The organism is Aurantimonas manganoxydans SI85-9A1, from assembly GCF_000153465.1.
Taxonomy (GTDB): domain Bacteria; phylum Pseudomonadota; class Alphaproteobacteria; order Rhizobiales; family Rhizobiaceae; genus Aurantimonas; species Aurantimonas manganoxydans.
On sequence record NZ_CH672387.1, the window covers coordinates 1,312,426 to 1,334,805 of the forward strand.

Sequence of the window (22,380 nt, forward strand, 5' to 3'; positions counted from 1 at the left end):
GCCGCTTATCTCCCGCGCCTGCGCCTTTCGGGCAACAGGAATCGCGCGCCGTTCGTTGCCCCGGTGTGTCAGTTTTCCGCGCAGGTGGCGAGGACCTTCCGTGCGACATCGTAAAGACCGGGCGTCGTGCAGCCCGCCGCGTCGGCGGCCTCGATGTCGGGCAGGGCCAGCCAGTGCAGGGCCGCCGCATCGTCGGCCGCCGCCAGTTCGCTGTCGGCCGTCAGCCGTCCGCCGAAGACCGCGATCACCGCGTGAAAATCCGGGTCGATCGCCTCGTGCAGCGTGACGAAGGCGAGATTGTCCGCCACCGCACCGGTTTCCTCGGCCAGTTCGCGTCGCGCGGCGGCCGCGACCACTTCGCCGAAGCGCAGCTTGCCGCCGGGCAGGCTGAGCTTGCCGGCAAAGGGCGACCGGCCGCGTTCGACGAGGAGCAGGCGGTCCCCGCCGACGAGGCCGCAGGAGACGCCGAGAAGCGGACGGGGGCTGGTCTCTGGCATGGGCAAGGTTCCTCTTCGGTCCACCTGCCGGATCGGCGGCGACCCGCTTGACAGGACGCCGGCGCTGCGGCTCAACAGCCGGCATGTGCGGACGTTTCACTCTCACGGCACCCCCGGACGACGTCGCCGCGCTGCTGGCGCTGGCGGAGCTCGATCCGTTTCCGCCACGCTACAACATCGCGCCGACCCAGCCGATCCTGATCGCCATCGGCGGCCAGCCCGAGCGGCCCGGCGCGAATCTGCCGAACCGCACCGCGCTGATCGTGCGATGGGGCCTGATCCCCTCCTGGGTCAAGGATGTGACGGCGTTTCCGCTGCTGATCAACGCCCGGGCCGAGACCGCCGCCGAGAAGAACGCCTTTCGCGGCGCCATGCGCTACCGGCGCTGCCTCGTGCCGGCGACGGGCTTCTACGAATGGCGTCGGCAGGGCAAGGCGAAGTCCGAGCCGTATTTCCTGCGTCCCGCGGATGGCCGGCCCTTCGCCTTTGCCGGGCTGATGGAGACCTATCTGGCGCCGGACGGCAGCGAGATCGACACCGCCGCCATCCTGACGACGGCCGCCAATCGGGGTATCGCGCCGATCCACGACCGGATGCCGGTCGTGGTGGCGCCGCAGGATCACGACCGCTGGCTGGACTGCCGGAGCCACGATCCTGCTTCGGTCGGCGACATACTCACCGCCGCGAACGACGATTTCTTCGAGCCGGTGCGGGTGTCGGACAAGGTCAACAAGGTTGCCAATACCGGCCCCGATATCCAGTTGCCGGTGGAGGCCGCGTCCGAACCGGACGACGGCTGGGCCGACGGCCTGATCCAGCCCTCGCTCTTCTGACATTTCCAACAGGACGATAGCCCCGTGAACACCGATCTTCTGAAGCGTCTGTGCGAAACCCCCGGCGTGCCCGGCCGCGAACACCGCGTGCGCGACCTGATCACCAAAGAGGCGGAGGGTCTGTTCGACGAGATCCGCGTCGATACGCTCGGCTCGCTGATCTGCACCCGCAAGGGCAAGGGCGACAAGCCGCAGAAGGTCATGCTGCTCTGCCACATGGACGAGATCGGCTTCCTCGTCAGCCACATCACCGACAAGGGCTTCATCCACGTCGACCCGGTCGGCGGCTTCGATCCGCGCAATCTGTTCTCGCGCCGCGTGCTCGTCTGCACCGACGACGGCGACTTCAAGGGCGTGATGAATGCCGAGGGCAAGCCGATCCACATCCAGTCGGCAGAAGAGCGCAAGAAGATGCCGGAGCCGAACGAGTTCTTCGTCGACATCGGCCATGGCGCGGCGACGAAGGACATGGTGCAGGTCGGCGACTTCGTGGTGATGAACGAGCCTTTCGAGGAGATGGGCGAGAAGATCGTCTCCAAGGCGCTGGACAACCGCATCGCCTGCTGGCTCGGCCTGGAAGCCGTGCGCAAGCTGGTCGAGGCGGGCGAGACCCATGATTGCGAACTGACGGTCGCCTTCACCGCCCAGGAAGAAGTCGGCCTGCGCGGCGCCAAGACGGCCGCCTTCGGCGTGCAGCCGGACATCGGCATCGGCGTCGACACGACGCTCGCCTGCGACACGCCGGGCGTGCCGGAGAAGGACCGCACCACGGTGCAGGGCAAGGGCTTCGGCCTGCATCTGAAGGATGGCTCCTTCATCGCCGACATCGACCTCGTGCGCGAGATCGAGGCGCTGGCCCGCTCCAAGGACATCGCCTTCCAGCGCACCATCCTGGCCCGGGGCGGGCAGGACGGCGCCGCCGTTCAGCAGGCGGCCTCGGGGGCGCGGGCGGTCGGCATCGCCGTCGGCACGCGCTACATCCACACGGTGGCCGAGATGATCGACAAGCGCGATCTGCTCGCGGCGCGCGAAATCCTGACCGCGTTCATCGCCGCCCATTGAGGCGGCTGTCCTGCTCTCGATCGGCGACGGATAGCTGAATGGAACTGCTTGCGGCCGGGGCGCGGGGCTTTGCACTGGGTCTTGGCCTGATCGTTGCGATCGGGGCGCAGAACGCCTTCGTGCTCGAGCGCGGGCTGGCGCGCAACCACGTGCTGGCGGTGGTGCTGGTCTGCACGCTGGCGGATGCGGCGCTGATCGCAGCCGGCGTTGCCGGGCTCGGCACGCTGATCACCGGTGCGCCGGAGATCGTGCGGCTGGTGACGCTGGGCGGCGCGGCCTTCCTCGCCGTCTATTCTGTGCTGGCGCTGCGGCGGGCGTTCCATCCGGACGCGATGGCAGTCCGTGGCGCACGGCTGATGAGCCGGCGAGCGGCGATCGGCGTGGTGCTCGGGCTGACCTTCCTCAACCCGCATGTCTATCTGGATACGGTGATGCTGCTCGGCAGCCTGTCGGCCCGCTATGGCGAGGCGAGCGAGCGCACGGCCTATGCCGGCGGGGCGATGATCGCCTCGGCGGTGTGGTTCGTGGCGCTGGGCTACGGTGCGCGGCTGCTTGCGCCCGTCTTCGTCAGACCCGCCGCATGGCGGATCCTGGACGTTTCGATCGCCGCCGTGATGGCACTCCTGTCCATCACGCTGCTGATGAGCGCGGACCTCTGAGGTCCGCGTCCGTCGCCTTAGTGGGCGGCGGCCAGGTCGGCGCCGGCGTAGCTGTCCCGGCGCGTCTCGACGGGCTTCTGCTTGCAGCAGGACTGGCTCGCCGCGGCAATCGCGCGGTTGCCGATTTCGCGGTAATTGCGCTCCAGGTGGATGTCGCGCTCGCGCTCGCTCTTGGAACGAAATTCGATACTGTTGCTGCTGCTCATTGCCATGTCTCGTCGGCTGGATGGGACCGCAACCAATGACCCCGATTGCGCCAGATTAGCGGCGAACTCTGAACCGAAACAAAAACCTCGGGGCGTCGCTTGCGTTTGGGTCTCACAGTGGCAATCGCGACACAATGGAAGGGTTCCAGGCGACCGGAAGATTTCCGGTTTGCTACGCCTGGCGAACGAAATTGCGCCGAGTGATTTCGATCGAGCCGCATGTCGGGCTGTCATGAACCGTGGGGTTCATCGGCGCGGCCCTACGCCGCGATTTGTCAGCCGGGCCGAATGGCGTTAGCGAGAGCCTCCGCAACCATGCAGACGACCGGGGACGAGTGATGGACGACGGCTTTCGGGGGCTGACGCTCTGGAACACCATGAAGCGCGCCAAGGAGGAGTTCCGGCCGCTCGACTGGCAGGATCCGGGGAAGGCCGAGGCCGGCCGGCATGTCCGCATGTATGTCTGCGGGCCGACTGTCTACGACTACGCCCATATCGGCAACGCCCGTCCGGTGATCGTCTTCGACGTGCTCTACCGGCTGCTGCGCCATCTCTATGGCGCCGACCACGTCACCTATGTGCGCAACATCACGGACGTCGACGACAAGATCAACCGGCGGGCGGCGCGGGACTATCCGGACCTGCCGCTGAACGCGGCGATCGCGAAGGTCACGCAGGCGACGGCCGACCAGTTCCACGCCGACGTCGCGGCGCTCGGCTGTCTGCCGCCCGATCACGAGCCGCGGGCGACCGATTTCGTCACCGGGCGCAGCGACGGCCACGACATGGTGTCGATGATCGCCACGCTGATCGAGAAGGGCCATGCCTACGAGGCGGGCGGCGAAGTGTTGTTCGACGTCACCTCGATGGCCGATTACGGCCAGCTGTCGAACCGCAAGCTGGACGAGCAGCGGGCCGGCGCGCGCATTGCGGTCGAAGGCCACAAGCGCAATCCGGGCGACTTCGTCCTGTGGAAGCTGTCGTCAGAGGGCGAGCCGGGCTGGGAAGCGCCCTGGGGCCGCGAGGCATGGGAGGCCTCGGGCCGCACCGGCATGCCGAAGGGCCGTCCCGGCTGGCATATCGAATGCTCGGCGATGAGCGAGGCCTATCTCGGCCAGACCTTCGACATCCATGGCGGCGGGCTCGACCTGATCTTTCCGCATCACGAGAACGAGATCGCCCAGTCCCGCTGCGCCCATGGCACCGCGGCGATGGCGCAGGTCTGGATGCACAATGGCTACCTCCAGCTGGAGGGCCGCAAGATGTCGAAGTCGGACGGCAATTTCGTCACCATCCACGACCTCCTGCACACGGACAGGTTCGGCCGGCGGTCCTGGGCCGGCGCCGTGCTGCGGCTGGCCATGCTGATGACCCAGTATCGCGAGCCGATCGATTTTTCGGTGAAGCGTCTGGAGGAGGCCGAGGAGGCGCTGGCCGGTTGGGCGCGGGCCGTGGCCGACGTGGCGCCCTCCGCGCCGAGCGAACGCTTTCTCGCCGCCCTGTCCGACGATCTGGCGAGTGCCGCCGCCATCGCCGAACTGCACGCGCTGCGCAAGGGCGACCCGGCCGCGCTGCGCGCAAGCCTCGACCTGATCGGGATCGACGTGGCCGGCTATCTCGCCGCGACGTCGGACCTGGCCGCGCCGGTTCCGGCGGACGCCATCGCCGCCCGGATCGCCGAGCGCCTCGATCTCCTGCGGGGGAAGAACTTCGCCGAGGCCGACCGCATCCGCGACGAGCTGCTCGCCGAGGGCATCCAGCTCAAGGACGGCAAGGACCCCGACACCGGCGAGCGCATCACCACGTGGGAGATGAAGCGCTAGCAGCGGCGACGGGGGGCGGGGACGGCGGGGTGTTCCGTCACTCGCGCGGTTGCTCATGCGCTGCCGGGCAGTCACGCCCGCCATCCATCCGCTGCACTCATCCCACCCACGGCGTCATCCTCCGGTCGGAGCCCGAGGATGACGCGGCGGGGAGGCTGGCGCCCTTTTTGGTGACAGCGGGCGTTGCACCGCCAGCGGGGTTGGCGAGCTGGCGGTGGCGGTTGGGCGTCGCGGAGCCGCTGGGCATGACGTGACGGCAGCGGGTGCCGCAGTCGGCTCGGCACTTGTTGCTTCCCCATCCCTCGTCGAGAATTCATCGGCGCGTCCCGATGCCAAGCGGTGTAGTCTGCCCTACAAGGCAGGGAATGAGTGAACCAACGCGCAAGCCCTATCCCGCCATCGATCCCTATGAAACCGGACGCCTTGCCGTCGGCGACGGGCACGAATTGTATTACGAGTTGTGCGGCAATCCGCGCGGCATCCCGGTGGTGTTCCTGCATGGCGGGCCCGGCAGCGGGGCGTCGCCCCAGCACCGGCGGCTGTTCGATCCGGAACGCTACCGCATCCTGCTGTTCGATCAGCGTGGCTGCGGACGCTCGACCCCGCTCGGCGAGCTGGAGGGCAACACCACCTGGCATCTGGTCGCCGATCTGGAGCGGCTGCGCAAACTGATCGGCGTCGAGCGCTGGCTGATGTTCGGCGGCTCCTGGGGCGCAACGCTGGCGCTCACCTATGCCGAGACCTATCCGGAGCGCGTTTCGGGGCTGATCCTGCGCGGCATCTTCTCGGGCCGGCGGGCCGAGCTCGACTGGTTCTACGACGGCGGCGCCAACCGGCTGTTCCCCGACCGCTGGGAAAATCTCCTGGGGCCGATCCCGGCGGCTGAGCAGGACGACATCATCGCCGCCTATCGCAAGCGCCTGACAGACCCGGACCGGGCGGTGCGGGCCGAGGCGGCGCGGGCGTGGACAGGCTGGGAATCGGCGACGGTCATGCTGCGGACCGCGCCGGGCGGCGAGCCGGCGTCCGGCGGCCCCGTCTCGGACGCGACGATCGCCTTCGCCCGGCTGGAGAACCATTATTTCTACCATGATCTGTGGCTAGAGGAGGGGCAGCTGATCCGCGATGCGGGCCGGCTCGCCGACATTCCGGGGGTCATCGTGCAGGGGCGCTACGACGTCGTGACGCCGGCGATCACCTCCTGGCAGCTGGCCCAGGCCTGGGTGCGGGCGGACTATCGCATGGTCGAGGGTGCCGGCCACGCCTTCGCCGAGCCGGGCATCCTGAACGAACTCCTGAAAGCGACGGAGCGCTTCGCAAAGGAATTGTGACCCTGGCGGCGGGGACGGTGTGCCTCAGCCGACCGAAAAGGTCATGAGCTGGCGCAGGCATGCGCCGTCCGCCTTCTTGCGGCGGCGCTTCGGCTTGGTGCTCTCCTCCAGGCGCAGCGCTTCGGGCACGCTGCGGTCCTCGGCCGTCGGCGCCCATTGCCGGCCGACGAGTTCCTGCATGAAATTGCGAGGCTGGGGCTTCGCCTGACGCGGCATGTCCATCGTCTGAGCCTCCCTGTCGAGGGGATCATGCGGGGGCGCGTTCGCAAACGGCGAAGCACGCGGCGGGTCTTGGACGGTGGTGTCCGTCCGGGCAACGCAAAGGGTGCGTTGCGGGGCGACCGCCGGCCCGGTCGGATGGGCCGGCGATCGCCGGTGTCGTCAGAAGCAATTCTTGCAGGTGTTGTAGGACGAGCCGAGACAGCTGATGCAGCCGGAACTCAGCGGGTTCGGAATGCACTGCGGGGCGCAGCGGGCGAGCTTGACGCCACACCTCAGCAGGCATCGCCAGCTGAAGGACTGGCCGACGCCGCCCGAATCCGTGACGAGGGTCGCTCCGCGCATGACCGGAGCCGCTTGCATGGGGGATCTCATGATGACTTCGGTCGTGTCCCCATAGGTGGTGTAGCTCGGCGATAGCGTCGCCAATCTCGTCCGCGCCTTTCATCGCGCTGTAGGACGAGATTGGCGGCGCGGTGGTCACCAGCGGTTTCCGGTTAGGCTTGGGTTGCGAGACCTAACTGCAACCGGAGATCCCCTGATGACCAATGACATGATGGGCCTGCGCAGCCTTCTGGAGAAGACCCCTGATGCCGATCTGCTGCGCGAGATGATCGGCTTTGCCGCCGAGCGGCTGATGGAACTGGAGGTCGGTGCCGCGACTGGCGCCGGCTATGGCGAGAAGAGTGCCGAGCGCCTCGCCCAGCGCAATGGCTACCGCGACAGGGACTGGCAGACGAGAGCCGGCACAGTCGAGTTGCGCATCCCAAAGCTGCGCAGGGGCAGCTACTTTCCCGGCTTTCTGGAGCCGCGGCGCATGGCCGAGAAGGCCCTGACGGCCGTCATTCAAGAGGCCTATGTCCAGGGCATCTCGACGCGCTCGGTCGACGACCTGGTCAAGGCGATGGGCATGACCGGCATCTCCAAGAGCCAGGTGTCGAGGCTGTGTGAAGAGATCGACGGCAAGGTAAAAGCCTTTCTGGAGCGGCCGATCGAAGGCGACTGGCCCTATCTCTGGATCGACGCCACCTACCTCAAGGTCCGCCGCGGCGGCCGCATCGTCTCGGTTGCCGTGATCATCGCCGTCGGCGTCAACGCCGATGGCCGGCGTGAGGTTCTCGGCATGGAGATCGGCACCTCGGAAGCCGAGCCGATCTGGACCGAGTTCCTGAGAAAGCTGACCCGACGCGGCCTTCGCGGCGTGAAGCTCGTCGTGTCCGACGCTCACGAGGGCATCAAAGCCGCGGTCACCAAGGTGCTAACGGCGACATGGCAGCGCTGCCGCGTGCACTTCATGCGCAACGTCCTGGCCCATGCTGGCAAGAGCGGCCGTCGTGTCGTCTCCGCCTTCATCGCCACCGCCTTTGCCCAAGAGACGCCAGAGGCCGCCAGCCAGCAATGGCGCTCCGTCGCCGACCAGATCCGGCCAAAGGTGCCGAAGCTCGCTGCCATCCTCGACGAGGCCGAGCCCGACGTGCTGGCCTACATGACCTTCCCTAGGGATCATCGGGCCAAATTGCACAGCACGAATCCGATCGAGCGGCTGAACGGCGAGATCAAGCGGCGCACCGACGTCGTCGGCATCTTTCCCAACGATGAGGCCATCCAGCGCCTCGTCGGCGCGCTGCTGCTCGAGCAAAATGATGAGTGGGCGGTTCAGCGGGCCAGGTACATGACACTGGAATCCGTCGCTCCCCTGAGCGATGATCCGTTCGTTAGCCTGCCAGCCGTGGCACGCTGATCAATCCGGCTTGGCCGGAACCGCACGGCCATCGCCGTCAGCTACACCACATGGTGGGACACTATCATGACTTCTCCTTTCGTTGCCGCAATCGGGGAATGCACAGGTCTCGTGACCTTGCTGGTTCGATCGTCTTGAGGCTGGTTGCGGGCTCCAGCCTGGACCGCTCGTGACTCCTTGCCGAGGAAACGCATCTGAAACACGCGTTGCAGATGTCTCTCGAGCGCATATCGGGATGCGTTCCGGGCCCGGCCTGAGCGACGGAGCCAACCGCCCCGGCGCCTGCTTTCAGAGGCAGTTCTTGCAGCGATCATACGCCGCGCCCATGCACAGTGCGCATGTGGCCGGGCCAGCCACGCAGGCTGGGGCGCAGGCGGCGACCGTGGCGCCGCAGACGACCCAGTCGAGGACATTGCAACCCGACTGGCGAACACCCTCGCTTCGCATGAAGAGAGGCTGGCCGCGCATGACGGGAGACGCTTGCATGGGCAATCTCATGGTGTCGTCCTCCCGATCATCGCTTCAGGGGCAGATGGGCAGTTCCAGAACGCATTTGCCCAGAACACGGACGCAGCAGGCCGACTGGCTGGCTGCCGCGGTTCCCGCAGAGCGGCCGCCGGGTGTGCGGTCGACCGGTGCAGCTTGTGTCGGGGATCTCATCATCATCTTCTCCTTCGAAAGTGCCTCGATGCGCTGCGCATCGGGCTGTGCGCTGTCACACCCGGCGGGCTGACAGATTCGATATGGCGAACTCACCGGGGCTCAGGCCCCGGATTCACGTCAACGCGCTGAGCGGGACGCTCCAGTTGCGGCCGGCGCCGACGGTGACGGGCAGCACCTCGCTGACATCCACCGTGAAGCGGTAGACGCGGGCAGCGCGCCGCTCGTTCTCGGCGTCGAACATCGTCATCTGCACATCCCAGCAATCGGAATCCGGGCGGCAGATCGGACTGCGTGCGACGGTGATGCTGTAGAGCTCGAGCCCGCGGTGCATGCCGTCGGCAAAGACGCTGGCGCCCTGATAGGCATTGGTGGCGGCAAAGTTGATCGCGCGGTCCTCGGGGCTGATGCCCAGATTGCGCAGCTCGTCATAGGTGCGCACGAGGAAGTTGAAGATGGAGTCGTCGCTGACGCTCTCGTCGCCGATCGCCGCCTTGGCAGCGTTGACCAGCTCTATCGGCTTCCATTTGCTCATGCCGCGCGGGTCGGGATAGATCACCGGCAGGATCTGGCCGTTCATCAGCCGCGTCGAACCGTGGACGAAGCCCGGGATCGCCACGCGCTGCAGGTCGCCGGTGTTGTCGAGGCTGGTCTGCATGGCGTCGAGCAGGTCGGCATAGACCTCCTGGGCGAAGGGGCCGGCCGGCGTGATGGCGTAGATCGGTATCTGTTCCTGCATCAGGATGAAGGTGATGCCGGTGGCGAAGGACAGATCGCTCTTCAGCATGTCGATCAGCGCCGCCGGCGTGTTGGCGGCAACGGGGTCGCCCATGCGCTGGACGATGGCGTCGTATCGCGGCTCGTTGCCGAAATCGAACCAGACCGAACCGATGGCGTAGACCTTCTGCGGCTCCTTCGCCGCGCCGCCGCAACCGCAGCCCTGCTGCGTCACGCTCGACTGCCGGACCTCGGCGGCCTGCGCCAGCGCGCCGCGCCGCCGCCGGACCGGACGGGCCGACTGCATGGCGCCCGCCACGTCCACATCATCGTCGCCGTCGTCGTCCCCGCCATCGTCGCCCGAAGCGAGCATGTCCTCGTCGAACTCGTCCTCGTCGGCCATCGCGCCGGCGGCCAGTTCCTGCTGCGCCGCCTGCTTCTTGCCGCCGCAGCCACAGCCGCAGTCGGACTGAAGGACGGCGCCGGCGATGCCGGATCGTCCGGGCGGGGACACGGTCGCCGCGGACGGGCTGACGGATAGGGTTTCCCTGATCATTGGCTCTCTCCCAGCTTGGTCGTTCCCGGATTGCGGGAGGAAAACCGCCCCCTCCAGCTCCGGCTCCAGTGTCTGACGAAGGCGTTCGATCGCTCCCCGAACGTCGAGCCGTCCGGCGAGAACCCGCGCACACTCGCCATCGGCCTGCGGATCGCAGGGGCGGGCGGTCTCGATGAGGATCCGGCGAATGTCGAGCGGGCCGAAAGGCCTGCCGGCGCGCAGGGCGGCCGACAGCAGCCGTGCGGCGACCCCGGTGACCACCGCGGTGGCGAAGCTCGAGCCGCTGCGCTGGACGCGTTCGCCGCGCAGGCTCGAGACGGTCAGGCCGTCGCCGGGCGCCAGGATGCCGTTGGCGCCGTAGCTCGCGCCATAATTGGAGCTCTGCAACGGCCGGCCCGCCGCATCCATCGCGCCGACCGCCAGAACGCTGGCAACGGCGGCCGGGACATGCAGGCAGGCACAGCCGTCATTGCCGGTGGCGGCCACGACGAGGATGCCCTTGCGCTCGCACAGATCCAGCGCGTCCTCCAGATGGCGCGAGGCTTCGGGCGTCGAGGACAATTGGCCGGCGCTGATGTTGACGATCGCCACACCGCGCTCGACCGCCATGTAGATCCCGCGGGCGATGTCGGTCTGGGTGGCGCGCGGCGCCATGTAGGCGGGGCGCGGATCGGGGAAGAACACCGGCAGGATGAGGCCGCTGCAGCCGCGGGCCAGGCCGCCCTCGCGGTCGAACAGCACGCTGCAGATTTCGGTGCCGTGGGCGTCCGGGCCGTGGGCCTCGGCAATACGCATCGTGGGCTCCAGATCGAGCCGCGCGTCGGCGAGGGCGGGGATGGCAAGGTCGGGGGTGCCGTCCACCACGCCGATGCGCAAGGTCGGGTCGCAGGCGCCCAGCGTGTCGAGGAGGGTCGATATGTCGGACATGCCGTTCCACCTCCCTTGCGCTGCAATCATTACGTGACGTAACATTGTATATACAACCTAAGAGGGCAACTCTGTTTTCCTCTATTGGTTGTAATTCGGGGGCGGGCCACATTTGGCGTCTGCCTGTTGGAGACGTGCGGGCGCGGGTCTATTCTTGCGGCAGCGCGTTCGGGCGCCGGACGGGGCATTGGGGGCAGGGCGGATGGGTCATTCGGGCGGATGTCAGTGCGGCGCGGTGCGGTTTCGCATCACCGGGACACTGGGGCAGGCGTCGATCTGCCATTGCCGCATGTGCCAGAAGGCGTTCGGCAATTTCTACGCGCCGCTGGTGTCGGTGCCGGAGGGCGGCTGCGTATGGACGAAGCGCGAGCCGGCGCGGTTCCGTTCGTCGAACCACGTGGTCCGCGGCTTCTGCGAGACCTGCGGGACGCCGCTGACCTACGAGGCGCCGGACGGAATGGCGCTGGCCATCGGCGCCTTCGACGACCCGGCTGCCATCGCGCCGACGATCCAGTTCGGGGTCGAGGCGCGTTTGCCCTATACGGCCCGGCTCAGCGATCTGCCCGTGCGATCGACCGACGCCGATATCGCCGCCAATCCGTTTCTGGCAGAGATCGTGTCGCACCAGCATCCCGATCGCCCGGATGCCGAGGAACAGGAACGACCATGAACGACCCGACCGGCCTCAAGGGCCTCTATTCGGAGATCGCGCCCTACGCCCATGGCATGCTGGATGTCGGCGATGGACACCGGGTCTACTGGGAGCGCTGCGGCACGCCGGGCGGCCGGCCGGCGGTGTTCCTGCATGGCGGGCCGGGAGGCGGCTGCTCGCCGGCCCATCGCCGCCTGTTCGACCCGGCGATCTACGACGTTCTGCTCTTCGACCAGCGCGGCTGCGGCCGCTCGACGCCCCATGCCGAGCTCGAGGCCAACACCACCTGGCATCTCGTCGCCGACATCGAGCGGCTGCGCGCCATGGTCGGGGCCGAGGCCTGGCTGGTCTTCGGCGGCTCCTGGGGCTCGACCCTGGCGCTCGCCTATGCCGAGACCCATCCGGCGCGGGTCGACGCGCTGGTGCTGCGCGGCATCTACACGCTGACGAAGGCGGAGCTGTCCTGGTACTACCAGTTCGGCGTCTCGGAGATGTTCCCGGACAAGTGGGAGCGCTTCCTCGCGCCGATCTCGCCTGCCGAGCGGGGCGACATGATGATGGCCTATCGCCGCCGCCTCGTCAGCGACGATCCGGCCGAGCAGCTTGCGGCGGCACAGGCCTGGAGCCTGTGGGAGGGCGAGACCATCACGCTGATGCCCTCGGCGGAACTGACGGCCGACTTCTCCGATCCGCATTTCGCCATCGCCTTTGCGCGGATCGAGAATCACTTCTTCGTTCACGCCGGCTGGCTGGAGGAGGGGCAGCTGCTGCGCGATGCGCATCGTCTGAAGGGCATTCCGGGCGAGATCATCCACGGGCGCTACGACATGCCGTGTCCGGCCCGCATCGCCTGGGAACTCCACAAGGGCTGGCCGGACGCGGATCTGCATCTGGTCGAGGGCGCCGGGCACGCCTTCAACGAGCCGGGCATTCTCGACCGGCTGATCCGGGCAACGGACCGCTTCGGCCGGCAGGGCTGACCCCGCCGGGCCCATGTCGATCAGCATTCGCGATCGGTCCGATCACCAGAAAGCGGGTGTCGAGACGAGGGCGGCTCTGATACAGGAAGCCGTCACTCACCCTTAGTATCGAGCACATCCATGCAAGCCGCCGGCAGCGCGAACAAGGGCTTTTTCTATGCCTTTGGCGCTTACGCGATCTGGGGTCTGGTCCTCCCGATCTACATGAAGCTCCTGAGCCACGTCTCGCCCCTGGAGATCGTGGCGCATCGGGTGATCTGGGCGATCCCCTTCGCGGTGCTCGTCCTGTGGTGGCAGGGGCTGCTGGGCGGCGTCTGGCGGTATTTCACCCAGTGGCGGACCTTGGCGCTGGCGGCGGTGACGGCCTCGCTGATCTCGTTCAACTGGGGCACGTATGTCTACGCCATCGCCTCCGGCCATGCGCTGGACGCGGCGCTCGGCTATTACATCAATCCGCTGGTCAACGTGCTGCTGGGCGCGGTGATCCTGGGAGAGCGGCCGAACCGCCTGCAGGCGGCCGCCATTGCTTTGGCCGGCATCGCCGTGGTGATCCTGACGATCAAGGCGGGCGGGCTGCCGTGGATCTCGCTGGTCCTGGCCTTCTCCTTCGGCACCTACGGGCTGCTCCGCAAGATGGTGCCGGTCGGCTCCACCGAGGGCTTCTTCCTGGAGGTGGCGCTGCTGGCCGTTCCGAGCGTGCTGCTCCTGGCCTTCCTGCCCGGCGACAACCACGTGATGACGGGCGGCTACGTGGCCGGCATGCTGATCTTCGCCGGGCCGCTGACGGCGATCCCGCTGATGCTGTTCGCCGCCGGCGCGCGGCTCCTGCATTACTCGACCATCGGCATCCTGCAATACATGGTGCCGACGCTGCTGTTCCTGACCGCCGTCTTCGTCTTCGGCGAGCCGTTTACGAACTGGCAGCTGGTCGCCTTCTGCCTGATCTGGAGCGCGGTGGTGCTCTACACCGTGGCGCTGTTCCGCAACGGGCGGGCGCGGCGGCGGGCCGCCGCACTCACCCCGCAGACGGCGTGAGCCGGACGGCTCAGCCGCCGTCCGACCAGCGCACTTTGTAGAGGTCGAGCCGGCGGTCGCGCAGATTGCGCACCGAGCCCTCGTAGCGGGCCCAGTTGAGCGTCGCGAGGTTGAGATCGGCGACGGTGACCATCTCGACATTCTCCGACGCCTCGGCGGCGATGCCGTCGCGGGCGAAGGGGAAGTCGCAGGGGGTGAAGATCGCCGACTGGGCGTATTCGATGTCGAGATTGTCGACATTCGACAGATTGCCGGTCATGCCGGACGTCACGACATAGCACTGATTCTCGATCGCCCGCGCCTGGCAGCAATAGCGCACGCGCAGATAGCCGTGGCGGGTGTCGGTGTTGAACGGCACGAACAGGATGCGGGCGCCCTGGTCGGTGAGCCGGCGCGCCACTTCCGGAAACTCGGAATCGTAGCAGATCATGATGCCGATCGGGCCGCAGTCGGTCTCGATCGTGTCGGTGGGATCGCCGCCCTTGATCTGCCAGTACTGGCGCTCGTTGGGTGTCGGGTGGGTCTTCTCGCGCTCGTGCACCGAGCCGTCGCGCAGGAACACATAGCCGACATTCTGGATGTCGCCGTCGTCCGTCTTGGTGGCGTGGCTGCCGCCGATGATGTTGATGTTGCGGCGGATCGACATCTCGCTCAGCCGCTCGACGAAGTCCGGCGTGTGCTCGGTCAGCCGCTGGATGGCCGCGTCGGGCTTCAGCTCCTCCGGCTCGCAGGACAGCAGCATCAGCGTGAAGAGCTCGGGGAAGACGACGAAGTCGCCGCCGTATTCCGACGCGACCTCGACGAAATATTCGACCGCGTCGTAGAAATCCTGGGGCTGGGCGATCTTGCGCGCCTTCATCTGCACGGTGACGATGCGCACCATGTCGGGATTGCCGCGATTGACCGGCTGCTCCTCGCGGGCCGGATCGTAATAGGGATTGCGCCACAGCATCAGGACGCCGTAGCCGCCGGACGCCTTGTCGCCGGGATAATAGTTCTTCAGGAGGCCCTGCGGCTCGAAGCCGGCATTCAGGTGGAACGAGACGATCGGGTCCTTGACGTCGTTGGCCTTCACCGCCTCCAGATAGGCCTCGGGCGAGCCGAACTTCTTGGCATGGCGCTGATAGCCCGGCATGCGGCCGCCGAAGGCGATGCCCTTGAGGTCGAGATCCTGGCACAGGCGCCGGCGGGCGTCGTAGAGCCGCTTGCCGATGCGCAGGCGCCGGCGGTCGGGATCGACGCAGACCTCGGTGCCGTAGAGCCATTCGCCCTTGCGGTCGTGCATGGCGGCATAGCCGCCGCCGGTGACCTCGCCCCAGCTGTGCTGGCCGAGCGCCTTTTCCTCGGCCAGGATCATGGTCGCGGCATAACCGACGATCTCGCCCTCGTAGACCACGACGAACTGGCCCTCGGGAAAGGCCGAGAGCTGGCCGAGGATCATGCCGCGCGTGTAGGGCGCGTCGTCCTTGAAGACCTTGGAGGAGAGGGCGATGATGTCGGTGACGTCGCTCTTCTCGGCGGTACGCACCTCGATCTTCGGGGTCGAGCGCTTCTCGGCCATGCGGCGTGTCCTTGTCGTTCTCGGGTCGTGTGACGGGGAGGAATGGGGTGCGGCCGGGCGCCGCCTTGCGTTCGATGTAGGACGCAGGCGCCGCGACGCAAGCAAAGGCGCCCGCCGCCGGCGGTCCGGGGGCGGGCGCATGGTCCTGTGAACGGGCTGATAAGCCGTAAGTCCGTGGGGCCGCGGCGGCCGGCGTCAGAGCTTCTCGACGATCTCCGCCCGGCCGCGGCGATGCGTGTCGTCGCCGGCCAGAGCCGCCACCAGTTCCGGAACGATGGCATCGACGTCGTCGATCACCATCGGCCGCACCTGATGGGCCGTATGGAGGAAGCCTTCGGCGCTCATATGGTCCATCAGCCGGGACAGCGGGTCCCAGAAGCCGCCGACATTGGCGACGATGACCGGCTTGGCATGGCGGCCGAGCTGGCTCCAGGTGAGGATCTCGATCAGCTCCTCCAGCGTGCCGATGCCGCCGGGCAGGGCCACGAAGGCGTCCGAGCGCTCGAACATCTGGTGTTTGCGGGCGTGCATGTCCTCGGTGACGATCAGCTCGTCGAGCCGGGTCAGCTCGCTCTCGGTCGCCTCCATGTCGATGAGGAAGCGCGGGATGATGCCGGTCACGGCGCCGCCCTTGGCGATCACGCCTTCGGCGACCGCACCCATGATGCCGCGCGTGCCGCCGCCATAGACAAGGCGCATGCCGGCGGCGCCGATCGCCTCGCCAAGGCGTCGGCCGCTCTCGAGATATCGGGGATCGCGGCCGGCGGAGGAGCCGCAATAGACGCAGACGGATCGAATCGTGTTCATGGGATCGAAAGTCCGACGCAGGCGCGAAGAGGTCAAGCGGCAAGCGGGGTCTCGGGCGACACCGCGCGATCCGTCGCCACGATCCCGGATCGCGGCTGCGCTGGGGAATGCCCCTGAACAGTCTGTCGCGGCGGTGGCGTCTTTTTGCAGTGCAGAAAATCCGTAGTGTACCGCCAGCCCCAGAGGCTTTCTGTCCCAGAGGAGTTTCCATGCGTTTCTTGCTGACCACCGTTGCCGCACTGTGCCTTGCCGGATCCGTTCATGCGCAGAGCATCGACGTGCCCGCCGGAACCTATGTCGCGGATCCGCTGCACACCAATGTTCTTTGGAAGGTGAAGCATTTCGGCCTGTCGACCTATATCGGCCGGTTCTCGACGATTTCGGCCACGCTGGAGCTGAATTCCGAGGATCCGGCCCAGTCGAGCCTGACCGCGACGATCGACCCGGCCTCGGTGGATACGAACTATCCGGCCGACGACAAGGATTTCGACGCCGAGATCGCCAGCGACATGTTCCTGAACGCGGCGAAGTTCCCCGAGATCACCTTCGTGTCCAAGTCGATCGAGCTGACCGGCGAGAACACCGGCACGGTGACCGGCGACCTGACGCTGAACGGCCAGACCCGTGAAGAGACGCTGGACGTCACCTTCAACACCGCCCTCAACCCGCATCCGATGTCGCAGAAGCCGGTCGTCGGCTTTTCCGGTGCGATGACCGTCGACCGGACCGAATACGGCATCGAGGCGCTGGCCGGGCCGGTCGCTGCCGAGGTGCTGCTGGAGATCGAGGCGGAATTCGTTCCCCAGTCCTGATCGCCTGAAGGCGGGGCGCTTTCGCGTCCCGCCACCCGCGGCCGCACGATCCCCTACGTCAGACGCCGCCCGCGAGCCGGGCGGTCGTGCGGTCGTTCGCCGGTCCTCCCGTCATTCCCCATTTCCCGCCACGGAGCGTCAGATGAGCGTGTCCCCGACAGCCGGCTGGTCTGCGGCCTATACGCGCTACACCAGCGGTGCGATCCTGCTGCATTGGACGATCGCCCTGGCGATCCTGTTCCAGCTCGCCGTCGGCCTTGCCATGGTGCATCTCGACGCCATGCCGGACGCGCTGCGCTTCGCGCTCTTCCAGTGGCACAAGACCATCGGCATCCTGGTGCTCTGCCTGACGCTGGCGCGGATCGCCTGGCGACTGGTGAACCCGCCGCCGGCGCTGGCGCCGACCACCTCGCGCGCCGAACGGGCGGCGTCCGGCCTGGTCCATCTGGCCTTCTACGCCCTGATGCTGTTCGTGCCTCTGTCGGGCTGGCTGCTGGTCTCGGCGGCTGCGGCCGGCATCCCGACCTATCTCTTCCTCATCGACAGCCTCGAATGGCCGCATCTGCCGGTGGCCGCGCTTCTCCCCAGCATGGACGCCGCCGCGCTCGAGGATGTTCTCGGCTTTGCGCACAAATGGCTGGCGCTGTCGTTTCTCGGGCTTCTGGTCCTGCATGTGGCCGGGGCGCTGAAGCATTCGCTGGTCGACGCGGTCCCATCCTTCTCGCGCATGCTGCCGCATCACGGCATGGCGCGACCGCAGACCCGGCTGATCGCAATCCCGATCGCGCTGGCCGTCGTGCTGTCGGCGCTCGGCGGCGGGCTTGTGGCCGGCCAGTCCGACGCTCTCGTCGCGGCAGAGGCGACGCGCGCCGACCGCGCGATGGTAGCGCCCGACGCCGGCCCAGCCGGCGGCGACTGGATCGTCGATCCGGCGCAAAGCCAGCTCGGCTTCGAGACGCAGTTTTCGGGCAAGACGCTGACCGGCACCATCGGCACGTGGCAGGCGGATGTGCGCTTTTCCCCGGAGGCGCTGGATCTGGCCGAGGCCAGCATCGCCATCGATGCGGCGTCAATCGCCGTCGACAACAGTTTCGTTGCGCCGCAGGTGCAGGGCGCGGACGGTTTTGCCAGCGCGACGCACCCGACCGTGACGCTGCAACTCGGCGACTTCCGCGCGGTGGAAGCTGGCTATGAAGCGGGCGGCACGCTGACGATCAAGGAAAAGAGCCTGCCGGTGACGGTCCACTTCCGCTTCGAGCGAAACAATAACGGCACGGCGCATGTGACCGGGAGCGCGACGGTCGACCGGACGGCCTTCGATCTCGGCGTCGCCAACGATCCGACCGGGCAGTATCTGGACAAGGCCGTGACGATCCGCTTCGAGTTGGTCGCCGTTCCGGCCGGAGCGGCGGCCGCCGGCAGCTAGGCGTGTGGCGCCCTTTGCGGCCTTAGAGAACGCCCGGAAAGCGGGCGTCGATCGCCCGGATCGCCGCGTCGCGCCAGACGGCATCGCGCTCGGATCGCGGCGTGTCGATGTCGTAAATGCCCCGGACCCGTGCCGGCCGCTCGGTCAGGAAGATGATGCGGTCGGAGAGTTCCACCGCCTCGCGCAGATTGTGGGTGACCATCAGCGCCGTCGTCGGGCGGGCCGACCACACCTCCACGAGCAGGGCGCGCAGCCGGTTGGCCGTCGCCTCGTCGAGCGAGACGAAGGGCTCGTCGAGCAGCAGCAGCGCCGGCTCGGTGGCGAAGGCGCGGGCCAGCGCCGCCCGGCGGGCAAGTCCCAGCGAGAGTTCGCCGGGATAGCGGCCGCGCATGGCGGCAAGGCCCAACGTCTCGAACAGGGCGTCGAGATCGGCCCCCGCCAGCGCTTCGGGCAGCGCAAGGCGGACGTTCTGTTCGACCGTGCGCCAGGGCAGCAGACGCGGTTCCTGGAACACGGCGGCGATGCGACCGTCGGCGGTGGGCAGGCGCACATGACCCGTATAATCGCGGTCGAGCCCGAGGATGACCCGCAGCGTCGTCGTCTTGCCGCAGCCGGAGGGGCCGATCAGCGTCGTGAAGCTGCCCGGCGGTGCGGTGAAGGCGACCGCGTCGATCGCGGCCAGCCGGACGCCGTCGATCGTCGTGAACACCTTGTCGCGGATGGCGACGTCAAGCGGGCCGGGCGCGCCAGCGGGTGGCATGGGCTTCGAGGGGTTGGACAAGCAGGAACTCGATCAGGAGCATGATGGCGACGAAGGCCAGGGTGTAGGCGAGGATCGCCGCGACATCGAAGAGCTGGAAATAGAGGTGGATCTGGAAGCCGACGCCATTGGAACGGCCGAGAAGCTCGACGACCAGGGCGATCTTCCAGATCAGCGCGATCCCGGAGCGGGAGGCCGCGGCGAAATAGGGCTGGAGCTGCGGCAGCACCACGTCGCGCAGGGTCCGCCAGCGTCCGAAGCGGTAGACCGAGGCCATCTCCGAAAGGCCGCGATCCAGCGAGCGGGCGCCCTCGCGCATGGTGACGACGACATTGGGGATCTTGTTGATCGCGATCGCCCCGACCGCCGCGGCCTCGTTCAGCCCGAACCAGATATAGGCGAGGGCGATTACCACCAGCGCCGGGATGTTGAGGAACAGGATCAGCCACGGATCGAAGAAGCGATCGGCGCGGGCGTCCATGCCGAGGCCGACGCCGATGGCCGAGCCGATGATCATGGCGATGGCGAAGGCCGCGGCGACGCGCATCAGCGTCATGGCGAGATGGTAGAAGAGCTCGCCGGTGACGGCATCGCGCCAGAAGGCGTCGAAGACCGCGGGCGGCGTCGGCAGGACGCGGCTGTCGGCGATGACCGCTGCGATCCACCAGGCGGCCAGAAGCCCGAGGAGCGACAGCGTCGTCACCAGCGCCGGGGCGATGCCGGCCGAGGGCTTGCCGCGACCGCCGGTGGTTGCGTCAGGAGCCATTCCCGTCGCCGGTCCAGTAGGTGCCCTCCACGAGCGTGTCCGATGGCCCGACCAGCTTCGATCCGCCGATCTCGGCCAGGACCTCGTAGAGCCTGGCGGTGTCGACGGCCTCGTCGGCGCCGCTGCGGCCCGGGATGCCCTCGCGGTAGCGATCGCGCAGGATCCGGAAGGTCGCGTCGTCCTCGGCCTTCATCAGCGGCTTGAGCGCGTCCCAGGCGTCGTCGGAGGTCGCCAGCAATTGCTTGGTTGCCTTGTCGGCGGCAACGAAGCCCTCGACGGCCCTCTGATGGTCCTTCGCAAAGGCCTCGCTGAACACCCAGCCGATCGACGCGACCGGACCGGCGGTGCCCATGGCGATCGCCGCGTCGGTGCCGGAGATCAGCGTGCGGAAGCCCTGCGCCTCCAGCCGGGCGGCGTAGTGCCAGTAATTGAGGACGGCATCGAGCTCGCCGGTGCGGGCCTTTTCGGCCAGGAGCGGCGGCGCGCCATAGGCGATGTCGTTCTCGGCCGCGAGATCGGTGCCGTGGTCCTTTTTCGCGAGCGCCTGAATCAGCAGCCAGTTCTTGTCCAGCGGTCCGCCGGCGACGCCGATGGTCTTGCCGGTCAGGTCGCCCAGATCGGTGATGACGCTGTCGCCGGGCATCATCAGCGAACCGACCGAGGTGGAGTAGGGCACGAAGGTGAAGTCGGCGCCGGTCGCCCGTTGGCGCGACACCCACAGCCAGTCGGAGACGATCATGTCGACCGAGCCGGCCTGCAGCGCCACGGTCGAGGCGTCCTCGCCGGCGAAGGCCACGATCTCGACATCGACGCCGTTGGCGGCGTCGAGCCCGGCGCGCTTCATGGCATCGAGTTCCCAGTTGACGGTGCCGTATTTCAGAACGCCGATCCGAACCGGTGCATGCGCCGCGTCGTTCTCGGCTGCCGCGAAACCGGTCCACAGCGCCAGAGCCAGTGCGGCGCAGAGCGTCGCCCGAATCCATCGCATGAACGATCCTCCCATGATCCTTCGCGTGCCCCGCTTCATCTAGCGCGTCCGGATGCGGCCCGTCACGCCCTATCGCATAACGGGAATTTCTCCCGTCAGGAGCGGGCGTCGATCGCCTCGGCGATCTCGTCGGCCATCTTCAGGAGACGAATGATCACCGGCACCGCCAGCGCGATCATGCTGCGGTCCTGGCCACGGGCGCGCTGGGCCTCGCGGACCTCCTCGACGATCGCCGCGACGGCGGGGATGAAGCGGATGGCGAGCGAAATGGCGAGCCCGACCTTGGCCACATCGACGCCCAGCCTCGCCAGTGGCGACAGCGCCCATTCGATGACCGCCACGAGGTCGGCGGTGCGGGTGGTCAGGGTGACGAGCGAGGCGGCGAGGATCAGCGTCGCGAAGCGCAGGACCAGCAAAAGGGCGGCGTCGAGGCCGACCAGCCAGAGCTGGACCGCGAAGAGAATGCCGAGGATCCACAGGGCCGGGCGGATCTGGGCAAAGGCAACGCGGGCCGGAATGCGCGCCAGGCCGTGGGCGGCCATCGTGACGACGAGAGCAACGGCCGCAAGCCGGGGATCGGCGATGGCGAAGAGCAGCGTGCCGAGGCCGAGCAGCGCCGCGAGCTTGTCGCCGGCGCGGGCGCGATGGACCGGACTGGTCCCGGGCCGGTAAAGCCCGGCGATCATCCTGCGATGGCCCGGTAGGCGGCCACCGCCTCGGCCGGCGCCGCGTCGGCGACGAGGCAGCCGGCCTCGAAGACGAGGACCCGGTCGAAGCCGGCGATCAGGTCGAGATCGTGGGTGACGAAGACGACATGCTGATCCAGCGCCGCGACCGCGTCCATGACACGGCGGGTGTTGCGCAGGTCGAGCAGCGTCGTCGGCTCGTCCATGACCAGCCAGCGCGGCGCCGTCGCCATGACGCCGGCCAGCGCCAGCATCTGGCGTTCGCCGCCGGACAGTTCATGGGCGAGGCGGTCGTCCATGCCGGTCAGGCCGAAGCGGTCGAGCGTCGCGGCGACCCGCGCGGCGATCGCCGGCTTGTCCAGCCCGCGCCCCTTCAGGCCGAAGCCGATATCCTCGGCAACGGTCGGATAGACGATCTGGTTGTCCGGGTTCTGGAAGACGAAGCCGACCAGCCGGCGCACCTCCTTGCCGCTCGACTTCGTGTCGAAGCCGTCGACGGTGACGCTGCCTTCGCTGGGCACGACCAGCCCGTTGAGCAGGCGGGCGAAGGTGCTCTTGCCGGAACCATTGGCGCCGACGATGGCGATCCGGCGTTCGGTGAGGGTCAGGTCCAGATCCGACAGGACGCGGCGGCCGCCGCGTTCGGCGGCGACGCCGGTCAGGGCGATCACGAGGC

At 67.8% G+C, this 22,380-nt stretch carries 23 protein-coding genes; 11 read left to right on the plus strand and 12 right to left on the minus strand.

The features are described 5' to 3' along the window. Positions 1-68: 68 nt before the first annotated feature. Positions 69-497 carry an NUDIX domain-containing protein gene (locus SI859A1_RS06145; protein ID WP_040325427.1) on the minus strand — a complete coding sequence of 143 codons (429 nt, stop codon included), beginning with the start codon at positions 495-497 and terminating at the stop codon, positions 69-71. An 83-nt stretch (positions 498-580) separates the two neighbouring features. Here SI859A1_RS06145 and SI859A1_RS06150 point away from each other — a divergent pair, with 83 nt between their 5' ends. The 3 genes from SI859A1_RS06150 to SI859A1_RS06160 are packed head-to-tail and all read left to right on the plus strand — an operon-like array spanning position 581 to position 3,051. Next, positions 581-1,330, plus strand: coding sequence for an SOS response-associated peptidase (locus tag SI859A1_RS06150; RefSeq protein WP_050767455.1), 750 nt, complete (start codon positions 581-583; stop codon positions 1,328-1,330). Positions 1,331-1,354: 24 nt separating this feature from the next. Beyond that, the gene (locus tag SI859A1_RS06155; RefSeq protein WP_009208970.1) at positions 1,355-2,392 is read left to right on the plus strand and encodes a M42 family metallopeptidase; all 1,038 of its coding nucleotides are present in this window, start codon (positions 1,355-1,357) and stop codon (positions 2,390-2,392) included. A gap of 44 nt (positions 2,393-2,436) precedes the next feature. Continuing rightward, the gene (locus SI859A1_RS06160) at positions 2,437-3,051 is read left to right on the plus strand and encodes a LysE/ArgO family amino acid transporter (protein ID WP_420804765.1); all 615 of its coding nucleotides are present in this window, start codon (positions 2,437-2,439) and stop codon (positions 3,049-3,051) included. Between the two features lie 17 nt (positions 3,052-3,068). Here SI859A1_RS06160 and SI859A1_RS06165 read toward each other — a convergent pair whose 3' ends face one another. Beyond that, positions 3,069-3,257, minus strand: coding sequence for a hypothetical protein (locus tag SI859A1_RS06165; protein ID WP_040325429.1), 189 nt, complete (start codon positions 3,255-3,257; stop codon positions 3,069-3,071). A gap of 338 nt (positions 3,258-3,595) precedes the next feature. Between SI859A1_RS06165 and cysS the strand changes: the two genes are divergently transcribed. Together cysS and pip (SI859A1_RS06175) are read left to right on the plus strand one after the other, a co-directional pair. Next, positions 3,596-5,080 (plus strand): cysteine--tRNA ligase, encoded by a 1,485-nt coding sequence (gene cysS / locus SI859A1_RS06170; protein WP_009208972.1) that lies wholly within the window; start codon positions 3,596-3,598, stop codon positions 5,078-5,080. Between the two features lie 365 nt (positions 5,081-5,445). After that, positions 5,446-6,411, plus strand: a complete 966-nt coding sequence (gene pip, locus SI859A1_RS06175) for a prolyl aminopeptidase (RefSeq protein ID WP_040325431.1) — start codon at positions 5,446-5,448, stop codon at positions 6,409-6,411. Between the two features lie 24 nt (positions 6,412-6,435). On the opposite strand, the gene SI859A1_RS06180 is transcribed toward pip (SI859A1_RS06175), so the two are convergent. Then, the gene (locus tag SI859A1_RS06180; protein WP_040325432.1) at positions 6,436-6,633 is read right to left on the minus strand and encodes a hypothetical protein; all 198 of its coding nucleotides are present in this window, start codon (positions 6,631-6,633) and stop codon (positions 6,436-6,438) included. A 159-nt stretch (positions 6,634-6,792) separates the two neighbouring features. After that, a complete protein-coding gene (locus SI859A1_RS21740) occupies positions 6,793-6,975 on the minus strand; it encodes a hypothetical protein (protein WP_161600111.1) in 183 nt (60 codons plus the stop codon). Positions 6,976-7,171: 196 nt separating this feature from the next. Between SI859A1_RS21740 and SI859A1_RS06190 the strand changes: the two genes are divergently transcribed. Next, complete coding sequence (locus SI859A1_RS06190) at positions 7,172-8,371, plus strand: IS256 family transposase (RefSeq protein WP_040325436.1); 1,200 nt, start codon at positions 7,172-7,174, stop codon at positions 8,369-8,371. 775 nt (positions 8,372-9,146) lie between these two features. Here the strand turns inward: SI859A1_RS06190 and SI859A1_RS20230 are convergent. Then, complete coding sequence (locus tag SI859A1_RS20230) at positions 9,147-11,231, minus strand: PatA/PatG family cyanobactin maturation protease (protein WP_050767456.1); 2,085 nt, start codon at positions 11,229-11,231, stop codon at positions 9,147-9,149. Positions 11,232-11,433: 202 nt separating this feature from the next. On the opposite strand from SI859A1_RS20230, the gene SI859A1_RS21350 reads away from it, so the two are divergent. The 3 genes from SI859A1_RS21350 to rarD all read left to right on the plus strand — a co-directional run bounded on the left by SI859A1_RS21350 (position 11,434) and on the right by rarD (position 13,898). Further along, on the plus strand, positions 11,434-11,901 hold the full coding sequence (locus SI859A1_RS21350; protein WP_040325437.1) for a GFA family protein: 468 nt from the start codon (positions 11,434-11,436) through the stop codon (positions 11,899-11,901). Beyond that, positions 11,898-12,863 carry a prolyl aminopeptidase gene (gene pip, locus SI859A1_RS06210; protein ID WP_040325439.1) on the plus strand — a complete coding sequence of 322 codons (966 nt, stop codon included), beginning with the start codon at positions 11,898-11,900 and terminating at the stop codon, positions 12,861-12,863. The genes SI859A1_RS21350 and pip (SI859A1_RS06210) overlap by 4 nt, the downstream gene beginning before the upstream one ends. 120 nt (positions 12,864-12,983) lie before the next feature. Then, positions 12,984-13,898 carry an EamA family transporter RarD gene (gene rarD, locus SI859A1_RS06215; RefSeq protein WP_009208979.1) on the plus strand — a complete coding sequence of 305 codons (915 nt, stop codon included), beginning with the start codon at positions 12,984-12,986 and terminating at the stop codon, positions 13,896-13,898. A gap of 10 nt (positions 13,899-13,908) precedes the next feature. Here the strand turns inward: rarD and SI859A1_RS06220 are convergent, their stop codons facing one another. Continuing rightward, on the minus strand, positions 13,909-15,459 hold the full coding sequence (locus SI859A1_RS06220; protein WP_040325442.1) for a GNAT family N-acetyltransferase: 1,551 nt from the start codon (positions 15,457-15,459) through the stop codon (positions 13,909-13,911). Positions 15,460-15,654: 195 nt separating this feature from the next. Beyond that, positions 15,655-16,266 carry an LOG family protein gene (locus SI859A1_RS06225; RefSeq protein WP_009208981.1) on the minus strand — a complete coding sequence of 204 codons (612 nt, stop codon included), beginning with the start codon at positions 16,264-16,266 and terminating at the stop codon, positions 15,655-15,657. 209 nt (positions 16,267-16,475) lie between these two features. Between SI859A1_RS06225 and SI859A1_RS06230 the strand changes: the two genes are divergently transcribed. Together SI859A1_RS06230 and SI859A1_RS06235 are read left to right on the plus strand one after the other, a co-directional pair. Next, entirely contained in the window at positions 16,476-17,078 is a 603-nt protein-coding gene (locus SI859A1_RS06230; RefSeq protein ID WP_040325444.1) for a YceI family protein, read from the plus strand. A gap of 142 nt (positions 17,079-17,220) precedes the next feature. After that, the gene (locus tag SI859A1_RS06235) at positions 17,221-18,504 is read left to right on the plus strand and encodes a bifunctional cytochrome b/YceI family protein (RefSeq protein ID WP_009208983.1); all 1,284 of its coding nucleotides are present in this window, start codon (positions 17,221-17,223) and stop codon (positions 18,502-18,504) included. 22 nt (positions 18,505-18,526) lie between these two features. Here SI859A1_RS06235 and SI859A1_RS06240 read toward each other — a convergent pair whose 3' ends face one another. The 5 genes from SI859A1_RS06240 to SI859A1_RS06260 all read right to left on the minus strand — a co-directional run bounded on the left by SI859A1_RS06240 (position 18,527) and on the right by SI859A1_RS06260 (position 22,375). Further along, entirely contained in the window at positions 18,527-19,264 is a 738-nt protein-coding gene (locus SI859A1_RS06240; protein WP_009208984.1) for an ABC transporter ATP-binding protein, read from the minus strand. Continuing rightward, positions 19,233-20,030, minus strand: coding sequence for an ABC transporter permease (locus tag SI859A1_RS06245; RefSeq protein ID WP_081451341.1), 798 nt, complete (start codon positions 20,028-20,030; stop codon positions 19,233-19,235). Before SI859A1_RS06245 ends, SI859A1_RS06240 begins: the two co-directional genes overlap by 32 nt. Continuing rightward, positions 20,020-21,018, minus strand: a complete 999-nt coding sequence (locus SI859A1_RS06250) for an ABC transporter substrate-binding protein (RefSeq protein WP_244400927.1) — start codon at positions 21,016-21,018, stop codon at positions 20,020-20,022. Before SI859A1_RS06250 ends, SI859A1_RS06245 begins: the two co-directional genes overlap by 11 nt. Positions 21,019-21,113: 95 nt before the next feature. Then, positions 21,114-21,704, minus strand: a complete 591-nt coding sequence (locus SI859A1_RS06255) for an energy-coupling factor transporter transmembrane component T family protein (protein WP_009208987.1) — start codon at positions 21,702-21,704, stop codon at positions 21,114-21,116. Next, a complete protein-coding gene (locus SI859A1_RS06260; protein WP_009208988.1) occupies positions 21,701-22,375 on the minus strand; it encodes an energy-coupling factor ABC transporter ATP-binding protein in 675 nt (224 codons plus the stop codon). The genes SI859A1_RS06255 and SI859A1_RS06260 overlap by 4 nt, the downstream gene beginning before the upstream one ends. Positions 22,376-22,380: the final 5 nt, after the last annotated feature.

Excerpts from the sequence above, each read along its gene's own strand:
- SI859A1_RS06145 (WP_040325427.1), bottom strand. The coding sequence starts at position 497 with ATGCCAGAGACCAGCCCCCGTCCGCTTCTCGGCGTCTCCTGCGGCCTC.
- SI859A1_RS06150 (WP_050767455.1), top strand. The coding sequence starts at position 581 with ATGTGCGGACGTTTCACTCTCACGGCACCCCCGGACGACGTCGCCGCG.
- SI859A1_RS06165 (WP_040325429.1), bottom strand. The coding sequence starts at position 3,257 with ATGAGCAGCAGCAACAGTATCGAATTTCGTTCCAAGAGCGAGCGCGAG.
- cysS (WP_009208972.1), top strand. The coding sequence starts at position 3,596 with ATGGACGACGGCTTTCGGGGGCTGACGCTCTGGAACACCATGAAGCGC.
- pip (WP_040325431.1), top strand. The coding sequence starts at position 5,446 with ATGAGTGAACCAACGCGCAAGCCCTATCCCGCCATCGATCCCTATGAA.
- SI859A1_RS06180 (WP_040325432.1), bottom strand. The coding sequence starts at position 6,633 with ATGGACATGCCGCGTCAGGCGAAGCCCCAGCCTCGCAATTTCATGCAG.
- SI859A1_RS21740 (WP_161600111.1), bottom strand. The coding sequence starts at position 6,975 with ATGCGCGGAGCGACCCTCGTCACGGATTCGGGCGGCGTCGGCCAGTCC.
- SI859A1_RS06190 (WP_040325436.1), top strand. The coding sequence starts at position 7,172 with ATGACCAATGACATGATGGGCCTGCGCAGCCTTCTGGAGAAGACCCCT.
- SI859A1_RS20230 (WP_050767456.1), bottom strand. The coding sequence starts at position 11,231 with ATGTCCGACATATCGACCCTCCTCGACACGCTGGGCGCCTGCGACCCG.
- SI859A1_RS21350 (WP_040325437.1), top strand. The coding sequence starts at position 11,434 with ATGGGTCATTCGGGCGGATGTCAGTGCGGCGCGGTGCGGTTTCGCATC.
- pip (WP_040325439.1), top strand. The coding sequence starts at position 11,898 with ATGAACGACCCGACCGGCCTCAAGGGCCTCTATTCGGAGATCGCGCCC.
- rarD (WP_009208979.1), top strand. The coding sequence starts at position 12,984 with ATGCAAGCCGCCGGCAGCGCGAACAAGGGCTTTTTCTATGCCTTTGGC.
- SI859A1_RS06220 (WP_040325442.1), bottom strand. The coding sequence starts at position 15,459 with ATGGCCGAGAAGCGCTCGACCCCGAAGATCGAGGTGCGTACCGCCGAG.
- SI859A1_RS06225 (WP_009208981.1), bottom strand. The coding sequence starts at position 16,266 with ATGAACACGATTCGATCCGTCTGCGTCTATTGCGGCTCCTCCGCCGGC.
- SI859A1_RS06230 (WP_040325444.1), top strand. The coding sequence starts at position 16,476 with ATGCGTTTCTTGCTGACCACCGTTGCCGCACTGTGCCTTGCCGGATCC.
- SI859A1_RS06235 (WP_009208983.1), top strand. The coding sequence starts at position 17,221 with ATGAGCGTGTCCCCGACAGCCGGCTGGTCTGCGGCCTATACGCGCTAC.
- SI859A1_RS06240 (WP_009208984.1), bottom strand. The coding sequence starts at position 19,264 with ATGCCACCCGCTGGCGCGCCCGGCCCGCTTGACGTCGCCATCCGCGAC.
- SI859A1_RS06245 (WP_081451341.1), bottom strand. The coding sequence starts at position 20,030 with ATGGCTCCTGACGCAACCACCGGCGGTCGCGGCAAGCCCTCGGCCGGC.
- SI859A1_RS06250 (WP_244400927.1), bottom strand. The coding sequence starts at position 21,018 with ATGCGATGGATTCGGGCGACGCTCTGCGCCGCACTGGCTCTGGCGCTG.
- SI859A1_RS06255 (WP_009208987.1), bottom strand. The coding sequence starts at position 21,704 with ATGATCGCCGGGCTTTACCGGCCCGGGACCAGTCCGGTCCATCGCGCC.